Below are 21,922 nucleotides of genomic sequence, written 5' to 3'. Positions count from 1 at the left end.
CTGATAATGAGCGTCTAAATAAAGATATATTTCGTTCTGATTTTGATAAACTTAAACTCTTTACCAAAATGTTACGCACAAATAATCTTTTCAATAAAGCCGTGATTATTCATAAGTAGTTTATATGGATGTTTTAGATGAAGTATTATTGCGATTTTGGGGGTATTTAAATAATCATGATGTAAAATATATTATGGTTGGTGGATTTGCTACTAGATTTCATGGTTTTAACCGTAGTACAGATGAACTGGATATTTGGTTGTACGATACCCTGGATAATAGAAAAAATCTCAGGGCTGCATTTAAAGAATTAGATTATGGTGATTTTCCTTCTTTTGAAACGATGGAATTCGTACCTGGATGGACAAGCATCTATATTGATAATACAATCGAACTGTATATTATGACCTCTATGAAAGATTTAGAATCCCTTTCCTTTTTGGAATGTCTTGACCTTGCATCTATTGCAGTCTTTGAAGATATAAAAGTTCCTTTTTTACATATCAACCAGCTAATAAAAAAGCTGTAAATAGACCAAAAGATCAAATCGACGTAATTGAGTTAGAAAAAATCAGGGAATTTAGAGATCGTAAATAATTATATTTCTTAATTGATATTACGTAATTTGGAAAATAGCAATTGCAGCCAAAACGTATCAAAAAAATGGTGAGCAATTCGGTGAGTCGAATTTAAAAACCGCCCTAAATACTATACAAGCCCTGGTATTTGAACTAAGTTCGAATACCAGATGGATCACGAAGAATAGAATCAAAAAGAACTAAAACCCAGCAAATCAAAAGTTTGCAGGATTTTTACTTTTACGGGTTTTACCAAATATGCAAGAAATCGCATATAAAATGAGCTTCATTAGGCGCGTTGTTCTTTATTTTTATCAAACTCCCCTATAATGAATTTAATTGTTAACCAACTTCTTCCGGCACTAACCACCTTTCCCGGGTTTGTGTTAGATATTTTTGATTTTCACCATTGTATATTTTTGCTGCATCTGGCCACACCAAAAGTTGCTTCTCGGGTACATCCGCACATAAATCTCTTGTTCTGGACACCAAATAGACCTTTCGTCCGTATTGACCAACTAACTTAAAAAACTGTTTAACAAAATTAGCCGTCAATTCATCACTAACATTATAAGATCCACCAAAGTAGCCATCTTTTAGGCATTTAGGATCATATCCAGCTACTTCAGAACTGACATATTGTATTAATCCTTTACCAATCATAGGGAAACTAAAATGAGGCCCATCCTGCGAATTCACCAGAGTTTTATAATCCTCTAATGAAAAGATATCGGTATTCAATATTGATTTACCCTTGAATCCTAAGGAAAGGTCATCGATAAATTTTATTTCTTTTGAGTCGCTTCGAGACGTATCAATAAAAAAAATGTTTTGAAATTGAAGTCTCAATAAATTCGATAGTTCGATCTCATCTTTTTTTGTAAAAAAAACTCCTAATTGTTTAATAAAATTATTTCCTCTTTTCATTTTCTTAAAATCTATAAATACTTCCTGGATTCATATTTCCAACATTTAAATCCCCTGGGTTAATAGTATTTCCTTTAACAACGGTTACGACTACAGCATCAGGATCTTGTCTTGTAATCCTATTCGCATTATCCCATTCTCTTTGAGACATTCCATGAACATTACCCGCATCCACTGTTTGAACATACACGGTTTGCCCATTAACATCAAATGTCATATCAGTATACGATCCACCAGCCCTGGAACTTGCCAGTTGTGTATTTGGGCCTAAATGTGTTTCAGGTAATTCGTTGCCAGTAAGTCTATCTCTCCCCCCAGCCAGATGCTCCAAAGTACTCGCGTTTTGGTTATCATCTAAAAACTGATCTCGAACGTCATCCATATGTTTTCGTGTCGCACAATTACCTCGACGACTTAATCCAAGTGGATCAATCCACTCATTGGGATCTCCGACATAATTATACAATGAAAATCCACCTGAAAGGCCAATAGGATCCTGGCTAATATATCTCCCCTCATCTGGACTATAATATCTGAAACGATTGTAAGCCAATCCTGTTTCTGTATCTAATGCTTGTCCCTGGTATAAAAAATTACAAAATCCTGCATCTCCTTTTTGAATTTTAGGATTTCCATAACTATCGATCTCACGTTGCCAAATTAAATCACCGTCATCATTATATCCCTGTATAGGTGTGCCCAGATGATCAGCAATAATACTATATTTTTTATTACCCTTTATCTTTGCTGTTGGATTAAAATTATCATTACTAAATACCCAGGTGATAATCTCATCGGCCGTACTCTCTTTCGTATCAAACTCTTTCCATTCATGTAATGTTTTATTGCCATCCCAAATGAATTTAGTAACCGTTTTTTTATACCTTTTCCAGAGTCTCCTCCCCAAGGCATCATAAGCAAAGATTACGTCACTACCGTCAGGCCGCAATACTTTTTCAAGCATGCCGCTTTCATTCCACTGATATTCCCATACATTACCATTTTTCTCCCTTTTCCTAATTAGATTCCCTAACTTATCATAATCATATGTCGCAGTTTTACTTTCTGACAAACGACCTCCCCTCCCATAAATCCTATCTTTACGATCCTGACTTTCAAAAAGGTTGCCGACTGCATCTGGCATCCTAAATTCAACAGTTCCATCACCATAAATTACTTCGGAGAGATTCCCGTGAACATCGTGCTTGAACAATTTATCCCCGGTAGTGGAATCTTTAATGGCAGCAAGACGATCTCCATCCCAGGTATACTGCCTTTGATGTCGAAAGCTTTTGTTTTGATTTACCCGCTGACGACTAATTCTACCGTCACGGTCATATTCGAACTGTTCGGTTATTCCACCAATTAGGTTTTTTTCCACTAATTGTCCCTGCTGGTTTCGCTGCATCCGCACTTGCCAGCCATTTGCGTCTATACTTTGCACCAAACTCATCACATCATCATAACTTGTTTGCATATCTGCCCCCAAACTACTTTGCAAATGCGTTTGCTGCCCTAATTGATTGAATATATACTTAACCCAGTTGTCATTGCAATTTTCCTGTACAATGCGTCCCATTAAATCCCTTTTAAAGGTTACTTCTGCATTTTGATTCAAAGCAGTAATCAGCTTTCCCATATTATCATAGGCATAACTTTCGAGACTGTTATCCGCCTGATGTAATAGCGTTACAATTTGGCCTGCAATATTATACTCCAAAGCATCGGTGTGACCATTTGGACGCTCTACCTGCACAACTTGTCCGGCAAGATTTCGCAAGTATTTTCTTGCTAACCCATCAAAACCTGTTTCAACAACAACATTACCCTCTGCATCCAACTCAAAAATATATTGTTCATTATGTTCGTTGATAACCTTACTCAATTGTCCTTCTGTGTCATAAACAAAATTCAGCTCAGCCCCTCCCTGATTTCGGCGGATCACATCTCCAAAAAAGTTATAAATTAAATTGACTTTATCGCGTTTATCTCTTGCTTCTATCAAGTTGCCCATGCTATCATAAGCAAGATGGCGGACATTGCCATTTGACTCATTTACCTCAATAACTTTCCCTAAAAGATTGTATCGACGATATTGTGTATTGCCAAGAGCGCTTGTTAGCTCTACGCATCTTCCCAATGCATCATAGTAAAATAATATTCTGGTTTGATTAGCTAGCTCAACACTCTGCAAATTATATTGACTATCATATCTTAGTTCCGTCGCCTGATCTATCGCATTACTTATTCGATGAACTAAACCATCGTTATTGTAGACATATTTAGTAACTGAACCATGAGGATTAATACGGCAAAGCATATTTCCTGCCTTATCATATTCATATTGCCAAACACCACCATTAGGAAGTATATTTTCTATAGGTTTATTTTGTTCATTGTATTTTATAGTTACCTCCCCCTGGCCAGGCAGGCTAAGTGAAATCAGATTACCCTTATCATCATATGCATATGTCGTCGCTACTCCCACCTCATTACTCTCGGCAATCAGGTTAAAACAATCATCATAAGTAAATAACTGCTCTCCACCTAAGCAATTCACAATCTTGGTCACAATTCCTCCCTGATGGTAATAATCCTTACTATGCCCCAGACTATTCGTCGCAATCGTATGTCCCTCCAGATAAACAAAAGTATAACTGAAAAGACCATCTGGTCCGAGTGCTGCTGTACACCTGCCTGCCTTATCATATTCAAACGTAAAGACTGTTCCATCATTAAACCTGCGCGCAATAATGTATCTATCTTTCCAGGCAAAGCGATTCAAATATCCTTCCGCATTATATAAGCCATTCAAATTACCTTCCTTGGTATAAGTATAGCGCACCGCATCAAAGCTGACCCCGCTATTTCCCAATGCAGGATTTGGCAATTTCAATGCGCTGATTAACCCTTCCTCATTACTCTCCACCGTGATCAACCGATCTGCACTATCCTTAATCTGGATGAGTTGTCCTTTATGATTATAAGTAAAGCGGATCGCAAAACCATTACGATTCACAATGCTCCTCAGGTTACCATGCCCGTTACTTCCCTGTAATGGTCCATTAAAGTAATAATATAAGCCATCCTTATGACTCACAAAATATTCCCCCTTCTCATCCCGGTGCAGTTCATATTTCTCCATCGCATTATAGAAACTCGTACCTGGCTGAAGAACAGGAAACACCACTGGTCTTCCTGCAGTGTCATTCATAATCACCATGGAATCAGCGTCATCTACCATTAGTGTGATGTCGTAACTATGGTAAATATTCTTACCCAGTGGTCCGTCGTAATTGCTATCACTGTAATAATTCGCTTCCCAAACAAAAGGAATCGGCCCTGGTAAAGTAAATCCGTCTAAATAACTCGCCATGTGCCCACTGGCAGCGTCTACCGGTTCACCAAGATATTTACAGACAAATGGTTGTACTGCAGACCTGAACTTCTTAAAACCCGGAAACTTTGCTTCTATTTTGGCCATCAATTTCGTCAGCAGTTTACCCAGCATTTTAACTGCAAACTTTAACCCATGCATCAGTCCCATCAACATCAGCGCATTGATCAGATCTGCAAGCTTTAATTCCTGCTCTACTTTCGGTCCGCCCACAATTACCGGTTTACCCAATGGCAACACCACCATCACTGCCGTTAAGAAATTCAGGTAAAATCCTCCTGTAGGATTATTCAATAAGATCTTTCCAACGTCCTGACAAGAATATGCCCTGCATAGAAAAGTACTTTGGTACATTCCCTGGGTAATTACCGTATTGCTCCCATGCGAAAGCTGGCCTTCATGAGGGTGAAAAAACTTTGGCAACAGAAACAAAGGGTGAGGAATCACTGAATGCAAAAGGTTCAACGCTTTCACTGCCTTTCCTAAACCTTTCAGTTTCCCCATCAATGGAGGCACCGAAGGCATTCCCCATAAAGCACTTTGGGCAGCACCCCGGTAGCAATCATTGATCAGTACCGTACCGCCCAAAGGCACATCCTTGGCAATTGTAAGCCCATCATCCGTATATACCGGCATTGCCGGAACCGTAAAATGAATATAATCCATTGGATCAAAAACCAATGCTGCAAAAGGAGTAATCGGGCAAGGTGTAATTGGCCATGGTACTTTCAACACATGAAAATCAAGGCCCAGGACTATATCAAAATGCTTTGCTGCAGGTTTTGGATCTTCAGATACTACCGGTACGATGGGATTATTTACAATCTTAAATGCCATAATGGTAAGTTTTGATTTGGGGATTATGGTATTTTAGTTGTCACTTCACTACCGTTGGGATCATTTGGATCGTAGTAAACAGTCACCGTATCTTTTTCTTTCAGACTGCCCCCCAGCTCGCAATTAAAACGGATAATTTTTTCTCCTTTAGCATCTATAATAGTAATGTTATACCTTGCCTGTTTTGCCCCATAGCGGGTTACACGCTCCGGCAACTTCTGATCTATTACCGCTTTTGCGGAAACATAGTTTTTGTGTTTTTCTTTCTCCGCATCGTCTTTCTGTAAATAACTACATCCGGTGTAAATCAGAGATATGATGATGAAGATAGTTGCAAGCCAGATTATTCCGTTATTATTCATCTTATTTAGTTTTATTGAATTGGTTATATTGATCGGTCAGGTTATTTTTCCAGTTGCTTCCCCACAACTGATCCATTATCGGCGTATACGTATTCAGCATTTCCTGATCAGCAATGCTGAGCATGTCTTTTGCGTAAAACATTGCCATTGTATTTTCTTTTAGTGCTTCATCTCCTTCGCTGCTTAACAACTGCCATCCTTCACTAAAACAGGTTCTGGCTTCTGTTTTGGTCGCATATTTCCGCAGACTGTTGCCCAGCATCTGGTAGATTCCTGCTAACATCAGCGGGTTCGCTCCAGTCCGGGGCAGTTCCAGGCTTTTCCGGTAAACCACAGCAGCCTGTTCAAACTCTTTACTCATAAAGTACAAATTTCCTTTCGCTATATAATACTGGTACTGCGTCTGGTCATGTTGTTCCTTCTCTTTTTCTGCGGCCTCAGCAGTGATTATAATTGCCTTGTCAATAGCCTGATGCGCCTCTTTCACCTTTTGAACGGATGAATAAAAAGTATACTCAAAAAAATGAACAAGCGCTATCTGAGGCAGCCATTCATATTTTTTAGCCAACTTCAAACAGATATTTCCGTAATAGCGAACATCTTCTGCATCGCTATAGCCAGTCGCCTCATTCATCTTGATCAGCGCCTGTTGAAAGCTTACCATATCCTTTTCTTCCTCAGTGCCCTTTTTCGCTTTCGTCTCTTCCAGAATCTGGTTCATTGCACCTGCGATGTCCAGATCAGGATGGAGATATTTAAATTCTTCTTCCTTCTTTTTAGAAAGACTTTTAAAATACATCGAGTCCCCGGATTCATACAACATGATCCGGACACTGTCCGAAATCCCTGCATTGATTAATAGTTCTATCCATTTACTAAAGGCCTTCACATCCGTTAACGCACTTGGAAATAGTGCCAGAACTAACTTTTCAGGATGCCCGGTAACTTTTAATGCTTTAGCCAGCATATTGAGATTCTCCGCAAATAAAATTGCTTCTGTTCCTTTTTCTGTAATGGATTGAGCCCTCCATTCTATCTTTCCGGTTACCTCTGTAAGCATTGGATCTTTATTCCATTCCCTGAAGTAATTCTGCAGGTCGCTGGTGATCCGGTCTCCGTACAACTGAACCTCTGGTTCAAAGGGTTGCGACAAGCACAACACCGTATCCTGCAGTGTTTTTTCTAAAGAAGTCTGGTACATCACAAACCCTTTTATTGTTTTAAACTCAACTGAAGAAGCGCCAACCCAGGCAAACACACTTACTTTAGGGTTCTTGCTCAGCGATTCAGTCCACATTTCAGAAAGCATCATCACCCGCTGCATGATCGCGTTATTCTCCATGCGCCTAGTTGATGTTTACTTTCTTACCCTGAACGAGTGTTTCGCCTTTGGCCTGAATCATCACAGGCCCCTCAGAACTGGCTTCAAGACTTTTACCGCCTACCATACTAAGTTTTGTTTTTGCACCAATAGTTACATTTTCCGGATCCAGAGAAAATCCTGATCCGGAGAAAGATTTCTCATCCCCAGAGCCAGAGCCCATAGAAACCAGTTCAGAACCTAAAGCCACAATGTTTTTAGATTTAATGGCGATGTTGCCTTCCTTATCTAAAGTGATCGCACTCGCCGCACTTTCACCTTCTCCACAGGAAATGGTGATACTGATCTTACTGTGCATCGAGATATTACCTGCACCATCCAGTATGATCAGGTTTTCATCCTTATCCTTTATCGTCATCCCACCACCATCATCCAGCTGAACGGTATGTCCGCTTTTTGAGGTCAGACTTTTCGTATTATTGCTGCTGCTGCCACCGCTTCCCGTTTTGCCATGGAACACACTTCCCATCACCAGAGGGCGGGCAATATTACCTTCTTCAAAAGCAACCAATACCTGGTCACCGACTTCCGGTATAAATACAAAGCCCCTGTTTTTACTCACCTTTTCACTTCCACCGGCATCCGGGGTAACTACCCTCAGCCATTCCGTTTGGTCATTGGTCTGACATTGCCATTTGAACTTTACTTTAATACGCCCCTGGCCTTGCGGATCATTGTTATCCATCACATCTGCAAGCTGCATATCTGGGTTTGGACGGTCGTAATTTTTAAAAGCAATGCGTTCTGTCGTGGACACGATCCCTTCAAAAGAGTTATTGTAATGACCACGTTCATCTATAATATGGTGCACAGAAGTAATTAGAAATTTCCCCAGACTCTGGGCTGAAAAATCTATCCCCTGCTTCAGGCTCATACTTACCTCGGCAATGGTGCCAATCCCTACTTCCGGATTGTCGCCATTGGCATTTATTTTTAGCAATCCGCTTATATTCGCTTTTTCTTCGTTGTCTACCAGCGATTTAATATCGCTACCATTGTCCACACGAATCAACGACGGTTGATTAAAGGTTTTGCTGTACATCGAATTGGATGCATTGATCGCATGAACCAGATCAGGCCTTCCATTGGCCTGTCCTGTGCTTTCGCTCTCAAGCATCTGATCCTGTTTCGGATTATAAGCAAAACGCTTGTTTTTAATCGGTGCAACTTCCATAGCATATTGTAAGCTCTGGACATCTCTTCCATAAAACAAAGCTACTTCCTTCTGCTCGTCAGGCTTTCCAAAGTTGAGGTTCTCTCCATCATAGAAAAACCATTCATGGTATTCTCCACTTAGCCTGTTTAGAAAGTCGAAATCACTCTCTCTATATTGAATCACATAATCAATTGCGCTACTTCTGGAAGCATTAGCTGCAATCCTAAGATCATTCTCAGGTGTATCTTTGGTAGCCAGCTTTACGATTGAATTCAGGTCTTTATCCAGATAAGAACCTAAATCCGGCCCCCTGTCTATTAAAATAGTCGGGCTATATCCGCTAACGATCAGAATTCCGTGGTAACCATTACTCTGTGCCAACTCTACCTTGGTCACCATTCCTGAAAACTTCTGCATTTTAGCAGGGTCGTATCCAAACGATGCAGCCAGGGTTTGCCCCACAAAATCTCTGCTATCATCCAAGCTAATCAAACCTGGCGCCCCCATCTGGTCATGTTTAAACCGAAGTTCGAAATAATGATGCGCATTAAATTTCTGTGTAAGCGAGAACGATGTGAAATGCAGAATGGCTTTGTCGCCAATATGAATTTCTTTGATGAGATTAATTTCCATGATATTAGGATTTATTATCAATATATAGACCTTAATCAATTGTATGGCAATTTATTACATCAACGTTCTTATAGCAGTGGTGTAAAGCATTATTGCAGAGGCTTTCACCGCCTGATCAGTCGCCTAATCAGATGATTTTTTCTGTTAAATGTTCTTATAAGGAATCGCTATTTAGCTCCTTTACGTGTTTGTTACAGCTTTTTTCATCGCGCCTCAATCTATGCCCTTTGTACGCATCGGTAGCCTATAGATTGCAGTTGAGGCAGTGATAAATAAATCAGTACGGTCTTTACCGCCGAAACAAACATTCGCTGTCCAAGGCTCTTTTACTTCAATATAACCTATCAAAATACCTGCCGGATTATAAATAGACACGCCTTTCCCTGTCAAATAGATATTTCCCTGGTTATCCAATGTCATCCCATCAGATCCCTGATCGATGACCAGCTTCTGTCCGCTGAGCTTACCGTTAGGTTCAATGTTATACCTGTAAGTTTTATTCCGCTCAATATCTGCAACGTACAGGTATCTTCCATCAGCCGATCCTATAATACCATTTGGTTTAGATACATCATCAGCCACAACTACTGGCTTTTTCCCTTTTCCCCGCGGCAGGTAATAAACTTTCTGCCCTTCTATTTCCGGATTTTTTCTGATCCAGTAATCACGAGGATAATAAGGGTCTGTAAAATAGATACCACCTTTCTCATCTGCCCAAAGGTCATTGGGCCCGTTCAGTTTCTTTCCATTCACAGCTGACAGCAAGACGGTGATCTTGCCATCATTGCTTATTGACCAGATTTCGTTTTTTTCATCCGCACAGGCAAGCAGCTGACCGCGACGGTCAAAGTACAATCCATTTGCACGGCCTGCTGAATCTTTAAAAAGCGAGAGATGACCTTCAGTGCTATATTTCCAGATTTTGTTATTGGGCTGGTCAGTAAAATAAATATCCCCTTTTTTATCCACTGCCGGCCCTTCTGTAAAGGAAAACTGCCGGGATATTAATTTCAGGCTGTCCTGATTAAACAATTGTGCTCTTGTATCTAATCCTGTTAATGTGAAGAATAATAACAGCAAAAGTGCAGGAAAGCTCCTGCTGGAATTAAATGAATATCGCATAGTTAAATTTATAAATCAAAATTATCATTTTACCCGGAAAATCGTTTTTTGGAGGAAAAATCTATAAATGACACTGATTGCTTACCTCAGCCTCAATTAATCCAAGCTCCCTGATAAATTCATTTTCGGTTTGAGATGGATTGACCATAATATTAAAGTTAACCCTGGTAGATAGCGCATCGGGATCTTGGTCAGTTTCCGACGGTATAGAAACATGGGTTACACCATCAATCTTTAATACCCATAACTCCAGCGTAATGTTAACGAAAGACAGCCCCAACCTTGATAGTGGAGCGATAGCAAGCAAGGGAACATCAAATGATGCTGCAGAAGATTGTCCGGACTGAAGTTTAGGCTTGTTGATCGATATTGTATGGGCTGCGCCTGTTTCCTGATCAAAATAACCTTTAAGCGAATCAGCATTAAAATCTGCTATTTGCTGCATTGATTTTACAACAGCGTTTCGTGTAGCCATCAGAAAATCATGAAGACTAATCAGTCTACCCATTATTATTATTTTGCTTTTTGATGTCGTCAAGTTTTTGTACGGCTTTTTCGACAATGGTTTTGGACTCAGTAGCTAAACCAATACTTGACTGGCAGTTCGGACATTCAAAATACACGCCCAATAACAGCTGGTAGCTATCAAATGGAATTAAGGTCGAGCAAGTTGGACAGGGAATTTGTTGTGCTATTTTCATAACATGATTCTATTGTGGAAGATTAACCGGCGAAATACTTTGGCTAAAAGCTTCAATTAACATATTTACACCTCTGGGTAATGGCAATTGTGCTGTATGAATAGCGAATGAAAGTATTGGCTTACCTGCAATCTTTTCGCCAGACACTAATCCATAAAGTTCTTCTCCCCCTTTGTCCCCCTCATTGACTACACCCTTTATTTCTACATCAAAATTCAAAGTTATTTCATTTACAGCCAAACTATTCAAAGGAACAATCGCTAGCAAAGGTATGCTGAACCTGGTGTCTGAATTTTGAATAGTTGATTCAGGATTTTCAGTTGTACCTGGAGTAATTACCCCACGCGTTAATGTCATTTCAATCATAACAGGCTTATATTGACCCGCATCATCTTTAGTGAAACAAGTTTCAAGCATGAAATCTGTTTGGGCTTTAGCCATTTTGCTATTGGCAGCAATTGCAGCAATAAGAGGTTCAGTTATTAAACCAGACAATTTCTGAGGGCTGTTCTGAAGGTGTTCTTTTTCTTCCATATCAAAGCGTTATAAAACGAACATACGGAATTATCAGATCAGTTGGTATCTTATCCTTAATGGATCTGTATGTGTGATCTTGTTTTCAGTTTTAATCCTATCAGGCATAAACACCACAGAATGTATCCGGGATGCCCCTCCAGGTCATAAAGTTGTTTCTAGATACTCTGAAAATCGCGTACACCTGTTTAACAAAGCCCTCCCCCCCTTGCTTTGCATACAACTTTCAGGGCTTTGCATACAGCTTATAAAATGTTGTTGACGACCTTTGACTTGTTAAAACTAATCGTATGGAAATGAAGAAAATAAATTTAGGAAGTGAAGGCCTGGTTGTACCTCTTATAGGCCTGGGCTGTATGGGTATGACTGGTTTTGAAGAAGGAAATATGTATGGAGTGGCAGATGAGCAAGAAGCAATTGCTACCATCCACCGGTCGCTTGAATTAGGTGGCAATTTTTTAGATACCGCCGATTTGTACGGGCCCTTTAAAAATGAGCAGCTCATCGCTAAAGCAATAAATGGCAATAGGAACAAATATATTATTGCCTCCAAATTTGGCTGGGAAATAGATGAAACTGATAAAGTTACCTGGGCCATTAACGGCAAAAAGGAATATGTAAAAAAAGCAGTGGAGCGTTCTTTAAAAAATCTTAATACAGACTATATTGATTTGTATTATATGCACCGCCTTGATAAAAACACGCCTATTGAAGAAACTGTTGAAGCAATGAGCGAACTGGTTAAGGAAGGAAAGGTGGGTTACCTGGGCTTATCAGAAGTGTCTTCAGAAACTGTAAAAAGAGCGCATGTGATTCATCCGATTACTGCAGTACAAAGTGAATATTCATTATTTGAGCGTACGGTCGAAGAACGTGGCGTATTGAAAGTTTTGCATGAACTTGGGATAGGTTTTGTTGCTTATTCACCATTAGGCCGTGGTTTTTTATCTGGTCAGATCCGGGCCATAGATGATTTACCGGAAAATGATTTCCGCCGGGCAATCCCCCGTTTTCAAGAAGCTCATTTTTACAAAAACATTGAGCTGGTTAAAGCAATTGAAGCAATGGCTGAAGAGAAAGATATCACCGTTTCACAACTGGCGCTGGCCTGGATTATAAGCAAGGGCATTTTACCTATTCCAGGCACCAAACGCAGAAAATATCTGGAACAAAACATAGCGGCCGCAACCATCGAATTGAGCGAAGCAGAGCTATCGAAACTGGAAAGTATTGTTCCATTAGGCACAGATACTGGTAATCCGTATGATGAATTCAGCATGGGGCTTATTGATTAGAATATTTACATGGTTGCATAATGACGGTGCAACCATTATTTCATACATTAAAATGTTTAAATTAGTATGATGAATGCCATCAGATCAGTCTCGGAACTTCACCGGTTATTATCTTTGCCCGAACCACGCCATCCATTGGTAAGTGTGATTAACCTCGCCGAAAGCATTTTCCTGGAAGATGATGTTTGGAAAGGCTTTGTCAACCGGTTCTATTGTGTTGCACTGAAAAGAGAGGTAAAAGGCAAAATCCGATACGGACAGCAACATTATGATTATGATAAGGGTGTCCTCAGCTTCACTGCGCCTAATCAGGTTCAATACCTGGATCTGGATAAAGTAGAATGCGGGTTAGGCTATCTGCTTATCTTCCATCCTGACTTTTTGCTGGCTCATCCGCTATCAAGTAACATTAATAGTTATAGTTTCTTTTCTTACGCGGTCAATGAAGGCCTGCATCTTTCTGCTGAAGAAGAAGAAGATCTGATTACAATACTGAACAAGATCGATAAAGAATGTTTGCACATTGATAAACACACGCAGGAAATTATCTTATCGCAAATTGAATTGCTGCTTAATTATTCCAATCGATTTTATGAGCGGCAGTTTATCACGCGGAAAAACCACAACCATCAACTTCTTGTGAAATTTGAAAGCTATGTTGACGAATATTTTAATCATAATGCCGCAGCGCAACAGGAACTATTAACGGTACAACATATTGCAGAATATATGAACCTATCCCCAAACTACCTGAGCGATCTGTTACGCATGCACACCGGACAAAATACGCAACAGCATATACATGAGAGATTGATCAAAAAGGCTAAAGAAAAACTCTCGACTACAAATCTATCTGTAAGCGAAATCGCCTACGCATTAGGTTTTGAACATGCCCAGTCATTTAGTACACTATTTAAGAAGAAAACCAATCTGTCGCCAATTGAATTCAGGCAGGCATTTGATTGATTTCTACATCTTTTCAGGTGTACTATGTCTATTTTTCAGTCCGCTTACAGCTATGAAAGCCAGTAGGATTGCTGCAACAATATAACAAGTATAGACAACAGCTGTACTGCCATTTACATGATGATTTGATACAGCTATAGCCATTATCGCCCAAATCCCCACTACTCCATATTCGCGAAGATTTCGCTTGTTGATCATAAATATATTGATAAGGCCCGCTACAAAAATCATAATAATTGTCCAGGTAACACTGGAAATCCCCCATCCATCCCAATGTATTTTAGTCAGAAAAGCTGCAATATTAGCTATTATAGCAACAGAAATCCATCCTGAATAGAGCGCAAATGGCCAAAAAACAAAAAGGTATTTTTTTAAAGGGTGAGCATCTAATTCCATGTTGGTGCGCACAATGATTTTTAACAGGGAGATTAGCAAAATAGCCATAATCACAACGGACAGACCCGTATAGTCATAAAGCCATGTTATAACCCAAAGTGAATTAGCACAGCAGGAAAGTACAAACCACCAGCCAATTTTCAGGAGTATTGAATCCTCTTCCCTCTCTTTAAGAAGACTTCGCCATGAATAAAATATAAAACCCAGTAAACCGAGATAAATAAGCCCCCAAATTGAAAAGGCATACCCTGCAGGAGTAAAATAATTGAAATATTTGTTAGAAACAATTTTCATGGTATTGCCATTCAATAGTCCAGTGTTAGAAAGATAATTGATCACAATTGTGATAATTAAAGCAATGCAGTTGGCTATAGCCAGTCTCTTTTTCATAAATCTATTTTATTAAAGTATATCTTGGTTATCTTTTATATAATTGAAATCAGGATTTTCTATTATTGACATCAGGATTCATTTAATTCGTGAGGTTCAACCCCTGGCTTGGCATAAGCTAAACGTCCAACTGCTTGCGGAAGAAAATAGGAATCCAACCCTGCAACGGTCATTGTTTTTGCTTTAATATGATCAACAGTTCCATCTGCCGCTATCATAGTATCATCGGCTAATATTTGAACAATTTCCCCAATTAAAATCGTCGTACCGTTAATTTCCACATCGATAATCTCCCTTAGCTCCAAACCGATACGAATAGTTGATTGTCCTACAAATGGTGCTTTAAAACCAGCACAGTACAATTTTTTCAATCCACAGGTATCAAATTCAGATACACCAGAAGAATAATATGCGCTGGTTTGATGCGCCTGCTTATACCATTCTGGCAACACATTATTCAAAGTATACTGGCCTGTTGATTTAATATTCGTGAGGGTATCATTCTGCGCTCTTTCAGGTCGTATCACTATCCCCAAAAGCGGCGGATCAGCACCAAGGTGGAAAGCGGAACTAATGATACATAAATTAGTGATGCCTTCAGGACTAATGGTTCCCAGAAGATTCAAGGATTTATAGCCAACTAAGCTATTGATCAGGCTTATTCTGTATTGTTTTTCCAATTGATAAATCTGATCACTCTTAATGCTTATCATGTTAATTCGTTTTTAATTTCCCTAATCCACCATCTATTCCAATAACTTGCCCGGTCATCCAGCTACTTTCCTCTGACAATAAAAAAGCAATCAGCTTACTAATATCTTCAGGCTGTCCAACCTTCCCCAATGGGTGTCTTTTCGCCGAGGCTTCCCGCTTTTCGGCAGAGCTTAATAAATTGTGCGCTAACGGAGTATCAGTAAGAGACGGTGCTACAACATTAACCCGTATCTGCAGAGCAGCAAATTCGGCAGCCAATGATACCGCCAAACCTTCTACCGCAGCTTTTGCAGCTGCAATACTGGCATGGTAAGGCATTCCTGTTTTAGCCGCAACAGAACTGATTAAAACTATTGATGCAACACCAGCATTTCTTAATTGTTTCACAGCTTGCTGAATGATACGTGCGGCACCCAAAACGTTAATTCGATAGTCATTTAAGAAATCGTCCTCTGTAAGTCTGTTGAAAGGTTTGAGGTTAATACTGCCAACCGAATAGACCAGCCCGTGTAGCTCTGTTGGTAAAAAATCTACGATACGATCAAGATTCCCTGTAACATCACACTGGAGATATTGAATATCAGCCGGCCAGTCTTCAGACGCAGACCTTGAAGCCACATATATATTTGCATCCTGCTGATGGAGCATTTTAACCAATGATAATCCTATTCCAGAACTACCACCGACCACCAGAATATTTTTTCCCTGAAAATTCATGATCCTGTATATTTAAGAATTCCGTTTTTTTGCAATTGAAGAAATAACCTATTTTAAAGAACTACTCTTGTTTTAGCTTCATGGAAGCTTTCAAGTTTTGTCAGTAACCTGATTAAATCCATCTTTTCAACGTGTGACAGTGGCTCGGCAACATCCCTTGATGCCTTTTTTATATTTTGCATACTTTCATTTAGAATTTGAGTCCCTTTTGAAGTAATGTGGATCATTCTGTTTCGTTTATCACTATCAAGTGCTTCCTGCTCCACCAATCCATTTTTAATTAACCTGTTCACAATTTGCATTCCTGCAGATTTCTCATGAACATTTAATTTGATAAGCGCCGTCTTAGTCATACTGCCAAATGAAACCAGGCTGATTAAATAAATAAATTCATCGGGGGTAGAAAATGAGGTATTGGTTATTGCAGCCTTCGCATTCAGCTTTGCATATCTGTAAAGATGTACCAATGAAGTATTAATCACACTATCTGCTGAACGGCCCTTTGACTTCCCCTCCCACTCAGGTTCAGAAATTATTTGATGATCGTTCTTTTTATAATACGCGCTTAACCACTGTGCAAACAGGTATCCGTCTTGACTATGATGAGCTGACTCCTTTTCATAATTCTTAATTAATCCTATTACCTCACTTATTAAATCGTAATACATCATTTCAGATAAGTTTAAAACAATTATACATCATTAAGTATATTAATACACCAATTGTTTGTTAATAATTTTATTTATTCGTTTTATTAGTATAAAAAAATACTAATATAGCTTAATATCTCCGTTAAAATAACAGATAATAAAAATCAACTGACAAATCCAGTCGTAAACCTTACGCTTACCAAGATCATGATAAACTGTTAAGCCTTAGTTGTAAATTTATGTTAGTCGAATGATCATTGAATTAGTCGGATGATCATTAAACAAGCACAGTCTAAAAAACAGATGGTATGTCTATAAGGTTATTATTAATCCTATCCTGTATTATTTTTTTAACCGGATGCGCATCCGTAAAACAGGTTCAGTCTGATCGGGTTAAACCTATTGAAACGCTTAGTGACTTTAACGGTTCCTATAAAAATTATGCTGTTGAAAATGATTCATTAACAGGCAAAACCTTATGGAACAGGCTAAATTATCAGGCCACTGGTTCTGAAAGTAATATGACCGGAGAAACAATAGTCAGGCTTAAAGCTTTAAATACTAAGCAAATTGAAATCACATTGTTTCAGAGAAATAAACTAATTAACAGTGTAATTATAAACGGAAAATTGAAGCAAAACTATTTTGTATCCAGGCATAATAGAAAAATCATTCCTGTTCCGTTTATCTATGGGCATTTTAGCAATAAGCAATTGCAATTTTCAATAGATCAATACAATAACCTAACGCTGGACGGAATAAATAATCAATGGGGTTGGGTTTTTGTTTTTTTAGCCAGCCGGGACAATAGTTTTACTGACAGATACAAAAAAATGTAAATAACACAATTAGCTATTAATTACATTAAAAATCCGAATCATGTAATGTATTTATATTTGTTATATTTAAATCAGATGACATTAAAGCAGAATATTTTAACATAAAGTATGATTGACACCCTGATAATTGAAGATGAGCCTGCTATACGAAGAGAAATAGAATGGTTGATTAAACAAGAACCAGATTTTAACTTTGTTGGTAGTGCCACTTCTGTTTCTTCCTCATTAAAGCTGATTAAATCACTCCGTCCAAAATTGGTTTTAATGGACATTCAATTGATTGATGGTTCTGCCTTTGATATACTTAATCAGTTGGAGGAAATCAATTTCCGAATTATTTTCATTACTGCTTTTAATCAATTTGCTATTAAAGCTATAAAATATGGTGCTTTAGATTATCTTTTGAAACCGCTCGACGAAGCTGAGTTAAAACTGGTCTTAAAAAAAGTATTAAAAGAGGATTATTTATTATTTGGGCAGCAACAGCAACTTGTGATAGCAAAAAGTCAACGCTTATTAAATGATAGCAATCTGGAAACAAGAATTGTATTAAATACACAGGAGTTTATACAGATTCTGCAGTTGAAGGATATTCTTTATTGCCAGAGCGAAGGTAGCTATACTACTTTTCACCGTATAGACGGACAAAAACTGATGGTTTCAAAACCACTCAAATTTTATGATGATTTATTACCTGATTTGTTTTTCCTGCGTCCACATCAATCTTATCTGGTTAATTTCACTTACGTTGACAAATTTTTGAAAAGCGGGGTTCTCCTGCTCAAAGATAAAACGGAAATCCCTGTTTCCGTAAGAAGGAAAGAATATATCGTTCAAAGGCTCAATCAACTATAGCATGGCAAGATTCTATTGCTATACTATCCTGATCTTATCGTTATTAATTTCTTCCTGTAAGGAAAATGATTCCGCTCCTCAAAAAAATAAACAGCAGCAGACCCGCGACCTGCTTAAAAAAGCTACGGAAGAACAAAAGAAAAACCCGAATCTAAATTCCAGGCTTCAATTTTGGAAGGGTAAAATGCTTGATGTGCGTTATAAGGGCGATTCTGTTGCTTTATCAATTATATATTACAATATAGCCGGTGTATTTTATGGAATGAATAAGGTAGATTCCGTAAAACAATATATGCGGGCCGCCTGGGGCCTGATGGAATATCAAACTGGTTTTGATGCAGAGAAGGTTTTATTGTACTCAGGTTTAGGCAATATTGCAGGCCTGGAACATAAGTTAAATCAGGAAAACTATTATTATAACAGAGCGGGCCAAATGTTATTGAATGATAGTATAATTGATCTGACTACAAAACAAAAAGTAAATATTTATCTGGCGGCCGCACAGTCGGGTATTAAACTCAGACAATTCCCCAATGCTTTTAAATTTAACAGAAAGGCATTACTTCTACTTGCAGCATCACCCGATGAAAACGATCTGAAATTCAGAGCTTATAGCCAGATGGCTTTAGGTTTTTTCCACCAGAATGAAAACCCGGATTCAATTTACAGTTATATTCAAAAAATGCAGGCGCTTTATGTCAAGTATCCTGACTTTCAGAAAGCTACTTTTCTGGCCGATAGAAAAACACTTTATTTTATAAAAAAGAATCAAACAGATTCCATTTTCTTTTATCAAAAAAAGAAGATGCTAATGGATTTACAGGATGCCAGGGAAAATGGTATAAATGCCAGAAGTATCAGTACTGGCAATTTATTTATAGACTACGCTGACATCAGCTCCAGTTTTCTAAGTAAAAAATTGATAGACAGCGCCTTATTTTACCTGAAAAAATGCGAAAGCTATACAAAAGAATATCCTGTTATGGTAGATGAACAGTCGGTGCTGCTCTATAAGAAAAATCTCGTAAGTTATCTTTTTGCCAGCAAACAATATGCAAAAGCCGAAGCGCAGCAAGAAGCATTACTACAAGCCTCCAGCAGTACTTACCAGGCTGAAAATGTAAGGGCAATCGCAGAAATGAGTACAGTTATTGAACTCCAGGCTAAAGACAAGTCAATAAGTAATTTAAATACGACAGTCGGACTTGCGCAGCAAAGGTTACAAAGTAATCGGTTATGGCTAATAATAGCTGCTTTAACTACCCTGTTAGCACTTTCTTTAGTGCTCCTGTCGTATTATGTTCAAAGGCAACGAAAACTACGCAATAAGAATGAAAAAGCACAACTGGAGCAGCGGTTATTACGCACACAGATGGAACCGCATTTTATCTTCAATACTTTATCTGCGTTGCAAAGTTTTATAAGGTTCGATGAGAAAGAAAAAGCATTAAAATATCTCAATAAGTTTAGTTTTCTGTTAAGAAGCAGCCTGGAATTGTCCAGGGAAAGTTATGTAGCTTTAGATCAAGAAATAGAAACTTTGGAAAATTATCTTGCGCTGCAGCAAATGCGTTATGATAATGCTTTTGAATATGTGCTGTCTCTGGAAGATCAGCAGGAGGATTTGGAGAGTGTCTGTCTTCCACCAATGTTAATGCAGCCCTTTGTAGAAAATGCCTTGATACATGGCATAGATTTTAATTTGAAAAAGGGCAAAATCAATATCGGATTTGTTTTAAACAAGGACTTGCTGGTGGTTACTATATCAGATAATGGAAAAGGAATAGAAGCCAATTCAGTTAGTACTGAGCATAAATCGTTAGCTACGGCTATCAGTATGGAGAGATTGGCTATTATGGCCAGAGAAACTGGTTTGCCAGCTGGTATTGTCATCCATTCCAAAATTAATGAAGGCACCCAGGTTACGCTTACCATTCCAGTTAAATCAGTCTATACGCTAAAAAGCAAAACTGTTTTACTAACTTAAATCAAATCAGTTCTTTGCTTCATCCATTCCTGCCGCATTGTTATATGGGTTCTCCTGCACAATCTTCAGATCAAAAACCAGCGTACCTGACAAGATCACAACTCCGGTAAGCAGCAACCATTTAAGTTTAAGCATCGCGGTCAGGAACTGTTCCCCGGCATCAATTTTCACCAGGCTTAATAATCCGTAAGCGGCAATCAAACCAATAATTATTCCCAAAGCAGAAAACAAACTGAATTTTAAATCGCTACGATATTTCAATCTGAGTTTAAGCTGCCTGGTAACTTCTGCAGCAAAGTTAAATGGTAAAGTGTCTGCAGGTTCAGTTTTAAGTTTTTGAAATAAAGAAAAATAACTATCCATTTGCTCCTGCTCAATTGCTGACAGTGGCTCTTTGGTGGTATTCAACCCGTTTTCCAGCAGCGATTGAATTTGTTCATCACTTAGTTCTTCCATTAGTTAATTTTTAAGGTCATGTTCAATTTTCTCCTTCAAGATTCTGCGCGCCCTGAATAGGTGACTTTTAACAGTTCCTTCAGGTATTCCGGTAATTTGTTCAATTTCGGGACAGGTAAACTCATTTAAATGATATAAAGTTAAAACAGTTCTATATTGTAGTGGCATTTTTTCTATCAGTTTATTAACATAAGCTGCAGTGTCTTTTTTCATCAGTTCCAATTCCGGGCTGTCATCCGTAAAATGATAATTGTCTATACTCTCCGGATAATCTACCAGCAGCTCAGTTTTACTCTTCTTAAGGTGATCGACGGTCGTCAAATAGGCAATACGCGCTATCCACGTCGATAACTTTGATTGGAACTGGAACTTAGGAAGAGCCAGATGAACTTTGATAAAAACTTCCTGACAAATATCTTCCTTATCCTGCAGATGGTGCACCAGGCGGTTTACTACAAAAAAAACCAGCTTTTGGTATTGCCCCACCAATAATTCAAAAGCACGGAAATCCCCTCTTAATATTTTAGAAACAATTTCCTTTTCATCAAACATATAATAGTAGTCAGGTATCACCAGTTAACGGTTGCAAAAAATAAACAAAAATATTTGCAACCGTTGCATTATTTTCTGCGACTACTGTATCAGAATCATTTAAATTAAATATCATGAAACAATTAATGCCATTTATAATCGTAATCGTATTCTTTATCGTAATTGCAATGTTTATTCTTGCATTATATAACTACCGTTTAAAGAAACGCATCATAGAGGCAGGACCTTTAGATGAAACAGGGCTTAAATTTTTACAGCACTTATCTGGTTTCGGTACAGAATCCATGAAATGGGCCATTATTCTGATGACAACTGGTTTGGGTTTGATCGTTATGCAGTTTATCCCTTACAGTGCTGAAGATTCGCCGCTTCCTTATGGAGTTGAACTCGTTTTTGTAGCTGCAGGATTCTTTCTTTACTACTTGTTTATCCGTAATAATCGCAATAAATAATCCCTTTACTATTCTCAGATCATCC

21 protein-coding genes are annotated in these 21,922 nt (G+C 38.5%); 7 read left to right on the top strand and 14 right to left on the bottom strand.

The window, feature by feature from the left end:
• The first annotated feature begins 124 nt into the window (after positions 1-124).
• Positions 125-529: a hypothetical protein gene (locus LY11_RS18625; RefSeq protein ID WP_211321596.1), complete on the top strand. Its 405-nt coding sequence runs from the start codon at positions 125-127 to the stop codon at positions 527-529.
• Positions 530-920: 391 nt separating this feature from the next.
• On the opposite strand, the gene LY11_RS18620 is transcribed toward LY11_RS18625, so the two are convergent.
• The 8 genes from LY11_RS18620 to LY11_RS18575 form a co-directional block, all read right to left on the bottom strand.
• Positions 921-1,505 (bottom strand): hypothetical protein, encoded by a 585-nt coding sequence (locus LY11_RS18620; protein WP_111635153.1) that lies wholly within the window; start codon positions 1,503-1,505, stop codon positions 921-923.
• A 4-nt stretch (positions 1,506-1,509) separates the two neighbouring features.
• Positions 1,510-5,739, bottom strand: coding sequence for an RHS repeat-associated core domain-containing protein (locus LY11_RS18615; RefSeq protein ID WP_170132719.1), 4,230 nt, complete (start codon positions 5,737-5,739; stop codon positions 1,510-1,512).
• 23 nt (positions 5,740-5,762) lie between these two features.
• Positions 5,763-6,101 carry a hypothetical protein gene (locus LY11_RS18605; RefSeq protein WP_111635150.1) on the bottom strand — a complete coding sequence of 113 codons (339 nt, stop codon included), beginning with the start codon at positions 6,099-6,101 and terminating at the stop codon, positions 5,763-5,765.
• A 1-nt stretch (position 6,102) separates the two neighbouring features.
• Complete coding sequence (locus LY11_RS18600; RefSeq protein ID WP_146610872.1) at positions 6,103-7,443, bottom strand: hypothetical protein; 1,341 nt, start codon at positions 7,441-7,443, stop codon at positions 6,103-6,105.
• Positions 7,444-7,447: 4 nt separating this feature from the next.
• Positions 7,448-9,271 carry a type VI secretion system Vgr family protein gene (locus tag LY11_RS18595; protein ID WP_111635148.1) on the bottom strand — a complete coding sequence of 608 codons (1,824 nt, stop codon included), beginning with the start codon at positions 9,269-9,271 and terminating at the stop codon, positions 7,448-7,450.
• A gap of 213 nt (positions 9,272-9,484) precedes the next feature.
• On the bottom strand, positions 9,485-10,393 hold the full coding sequence (locus LY11_RS18590; RefSeq protein WP_111635147.1) for an SMP-30/gluconolactonase/LRE family protein: 909 nt from the start codon (positions 10,391-10,393) through the stop codon (positions 9,485-9,487).
• 61 nt (positions 10,394-10,454) lie between these two features.
• Positions 10,455-10,901: a DUF2589 domain-containing protein gene (locus LY11_RS18585; RefSeq protein ID WP_111635146.1), complete on the bottom strand. Its 447-nt coding sequence runs from the start codon at positions 10,899-10,901 to the stop codon at positions 10,455-10,457.
• A gap of 202 nt (positions 10,902-11,103) precedes the next feature.
• Positions 11,104-11,628, bottom strand: a complete 525-nt coding sequence (locus tag LY11_RS18575; protein ID WP_111635144.1) for a DUF2589 domain-containing protein — start codon at positions 11,626-11,628, stop codon at positions 11,104-11,106.
• A 296-nt stretch (positions 11,629-11,924) separates the two neighbouring features.
• On the opposite strand from LY11_RS18575, the gene LY11_RS18570 reads away from it, so the two are divergent.
• The gene (locus LY11_RS18570) at positions 11,925-12,923 is read left to right on the top strand and encodes an aldo/keto reductase (protein WP_245952829.1); all 999 of its coding nucleotides are present in this window, start codon (positions 11,925-11,927) and stop codon (positions 12,921-12,923) included.
• Between the two features lie 69 nt (positions 12,924-12,992).
• Positions 12,993-13,889, top strand: coding sequence for a helix-turn-helix domain-containing protein (locus LY11_RS18565; protein ID WP_111635155.1), 897 nt, complete (start codon positions 12,993-12,995; stop codon positions 13,887-13,889).
• A gap of 3 nt (positions 13,890-13,892) precedes the next feature.
• Here the strand turns inward: LY11_RS18565 and LY11_RS18560 are convergent, their stop codons facing one another.
• The 4 genes from LY11_RS18560 to LY11_RS18545 form a co-directional block, all read right to left on the bottom strand.
• Positions 13,893-14,675, bottom strand: coding sequence for a tryptophan-rich sensory protein (locus LY11_RS18560; RefSeq protein WP_111635142.1), 783 nt, complete (start codon positions 14,673-14,675; stop codon positions 13,893-13,895).
• A gap of 71 nt (positions 14,676-14,746) precedes the next feature.
• Positions 14,747-15,388, bottom strand: a complete 642-nt coding sequence (locus LY11_RS18555; RefSeq protein WP_111635141.1) for a flavin reductase family protein — start codon at positions 15,386-15,388, stop codon at positions 14,747-14,749.
• Between the two features lies 1 nt (position 15,389).
• Positions 15,390-16,106, bottom strand: a complete 717-nt coding sequence (locus LY11_RS18550) for an SDR family NAD(P)-dependent oxidoreductase (protein WP_111635140.1) — start codon at positions 16,104-16,106, stop codon at positions 15,390-15,392.
• Positions 16,107-16,159: 53 nt separating this feature from the next.
• Positions 16,160-16,777: a MarR family winged helix-turn-helix transcriptional regulator gene (locus tag LY11_RS18545; RefSeq protein WP_111635139.1), complete on the bottom strand. Its 618-nt coding sequence runs from the start codon at positions 16,775-16,777 to the stop codon at positions 16,160-16,162.
• Between the two features lie 287 nt (positions 16,778-17,064).
• On the opposite strand from LY11_RS18545, the gene LY11_RS18540 reads away from it, so the two are divergent.
• The 3 genes from LY11_RS18540 (at position 17,065) to LY11_RS18530 (ending at position 20,437) form a co-directional block, all read left to right on the top strand.
• Entirely contained in the window at positions 17,065-17,595 is a 531-nt protein-coding gene (locus tag LY11_RS18540; protein WP_111635138.1) for a hypothetical protein, read from the top strand.
• Between the two features lie 108 nt (positions 17,596-17,703).
• Entirely contained in the window at positions 17,704-18,450 is a 747-nt protein-coding gene (locus LY11_RS18535; RefSeq protein ID WP_111635137.1) for a LytR/AlgR family response regulator transcription factor, read from the top strand.
• Position 18,451: 1 nt separating this feature from the next.
• Positions 18,452-20,437 carry a sensor histidine kinase gene (locus tag LY11_RS18530; RefSeq protein ID WP_111635136.1) on the top strand — a complete coding sequence of 662 codons (1,986 nt, stop codon included), beginning with the start codon at positions 18,452-18,454 and terminating at the stop codon, positions 20,435-20,437.
• A 6-nt stretch (positions 20,438-20,443) separates the two neighbouring features.
• Here LY11_RS18530 and LY11_RS18525 read toward each other — a convergent pair whose 3' ends face one another.
• Both LY11_RS18525 and LY11_RS18520 read right to left on the bottom strand, forming a co-directional pair.
• Entirely contained in the window at positions 20,444-20,893 is a 450-nt protein-coding gene (locus tag LY11_RS18525; RefSeq protein WP_111635135.1) for a hypothetical protein, read from the bottom strand.
• A gap of 3 nt (positions 20,894-20,896) precedes the next feature.
• Positions 20,897-21,445, bottom strand: a complete 549-nt coding sequence (locus LY11_RS18520; protein ID WP_111635134.1) for an RNA polymerase sigma factor — start codon at positions 21,443-21,445, stop codon at positions 20,897-20,899.
• Positions 21,446-21,558: 113 nt separating this feature from the next.
• Here LY11_RS18520 and LY11_RS18515 point away from each other — a divergent pair, with 113 nt between their 5' ends.
• Positions 21,559-21,897, top strand: a complete 339-nt coding sequence (locus LY11_RS18515; protein WP_111635133.1) for a hypothetical protein — start codon at positions 21,559-21,561, stop codon at positions 21,895-21,897.
• Positions 21,898-21,922 lie beyond the last annotated feature (25 nt).

Source organism: Pedobacter cryoconitis (genome assembly GCF_003259615.1).
Classification (GTDB): domain Bacteria; phylum Bacteroidota; class Bacteroidia; order Sphingobacteriales; family Sphingobacteriaceae; genus Pedobacter; species Pedobacter cryoconitis.
This window is presented reverse-complemented; position numbering and strand designations above follow the sequence as displayed.

What these genes read in the sequence shown, in the direction of transcription:
- LY11_RS18625 (WP_211321596.1), top strand. Translation starts at nt 125, where the DNA reads ATGGATGTTTTAGATGAAGTATTATTGCGATTTTGGGGGTATTTAAAT.
- LY11_RS18620 (WP_111635153.1), bottom strand. Translation starts at nt 1,505, where the DNA reads ATGAAAAGAGGAAATAATTTTATTAAACAATTAGGAGTTTTTTTTACA.
- LY11_RS18615 (WP_170132719.1), bottom strand. Translation starts at nt 5,739, where the DNA reads ATGGCATTTAAGATTGTAAATAATCCCATCGTACCGGTAGTATCTGAA.
- LY11_RS18605 (WP_111635150.1), bottom strand. Translation starts at nt 6,101, where the DNA reads ATGAATAATAACGGAATAATCTGGCTTGCAACTATCTTCATCATCATA.
- LY11_RS18600 (WP_146610872.1), bottom strand. Translation starts at nt 7,443, where the DNA reads ATGGAGAATAACGCGATCATGCAGCGGGTGATGATGCTTTCTGAAATG.
- LY11_RS18595 (WP_111635148.1), bottom strand. Translation starts at nt 9,271, where the DNA reads ATGGAAATTAATCTCATCAAAGAAATTCATATTGGCGACAAAGCCATT.
- LY11_RS18590 (WP_111635147.1), bottom strand. Translation starts at nt 10,393, where the DNA reads ATGCGATATTCATTTAATTCCAGCAGGAGCTTTCCTGCACTTTTGCTG.
- LY11_RS18585 (WP_111635146.1), bottom strand. Translation starts at nt 10,901, where the DNA reads ATGGGTAGACTGATTAGTCTTCATGATTTTCTGATGGCTACACGAAAC.
- LY11_RS18575 (WP_111635144.1), bottom strand. Translation starts at nt 11,628, where the DNA reads ATGGAAGAAAAAGAACACCTTCAGAACAGCCCTCAGAAATTGTCTGGT.
- LY11_RS18570 (WP_245952829.1), top strand. Translation starts at nt 11,925, where the DNA reads ATGAAGAAAATAAATTTAGGAAGTGAAGGCCTGGTTGTACCTCTTATA.
- LY11_RS18565 (WP_111635155.1), top strand. Translation starts at nt 12,993, where the DNA reads ATGAATGCCATCAGATCAGTCTCGGAACTTCACCGGTTATTATCTTTG.
- LY11_RS18560 (WP_111635142.1), bottom strand. Translation starts at nt 14,675, where the DNA reads ATGAAAAAGAGACTGGCTATAGCCAACTGCATTGCTTTAATTATCACA.
- LY11_RS18555 (WP_111635141.1), bottom strand. Translation starts at nt 15,388, where the DNA reads ATGATAAGCATTAAGAGTGATCAGATTTATCAATTGGAAAAACAATAC.
- LY11_RS18550 (WP_111635140.1), bottom strand. Translation starts at nt 16,106, where the DNA reads ATGAATTTTCAGGGAAAAAATATTCTGGTGGTCGGTGGTAGTTCTGGA.
- LY11_RS18545 (WP_111635139.1), bottom strand. Translation starts at nt 16,777, where the DNA reads ATGATGTATTACGATTTAATAAGTGAGGTAATAGGATTAATTAAGAAT.
- LY11_RS18540 (WP_111635138.1), top strand. Translation starts at nt 17,065, where the DNA reads ATGTCTATAAGGTTATTATTAATCCTATCCTGTATTATTTTTTTAACC.
- LY11_RS18535 (WP_111635137.1), top strand. Translation starts at nt 17,704, where the DNA reads ATGATTGACACCCTGATAATTGAAGATGAGCCTGCTATACGAAGAGAA.
- LY11_RS18530 (WP_111635136.1), top strand. Translation starts at nt 18,452, where the DNA reads ATGGCAAGATTCTATTGCTATACTATCCTGATCTTATCGTTATTAATT.
- LY11_RS18525 (WP_111635135.1), bottom strand. Translation starts at nt 20,893, where the DNA reads ATGGAAGAACTAAGTGATGAACAAATTCAATCGCTGCTGGAAAACGGG.
- LY11_RS18520 (WP_111635134.1), bottom strand. Translation starts at nt 21,445, where the DNA reads ATGTTTGATGAAAAGGAAATTGTTTCTAAAATATTAAGAGGGGATTTC.
- LY11_RS18515 (WP_111635133.1), top strand. Translation starts at nt 21,559, where the DNA reads ATGAAACAATTAATGCCATTTATAATCGTAATCGTATTCTTTATCGTA.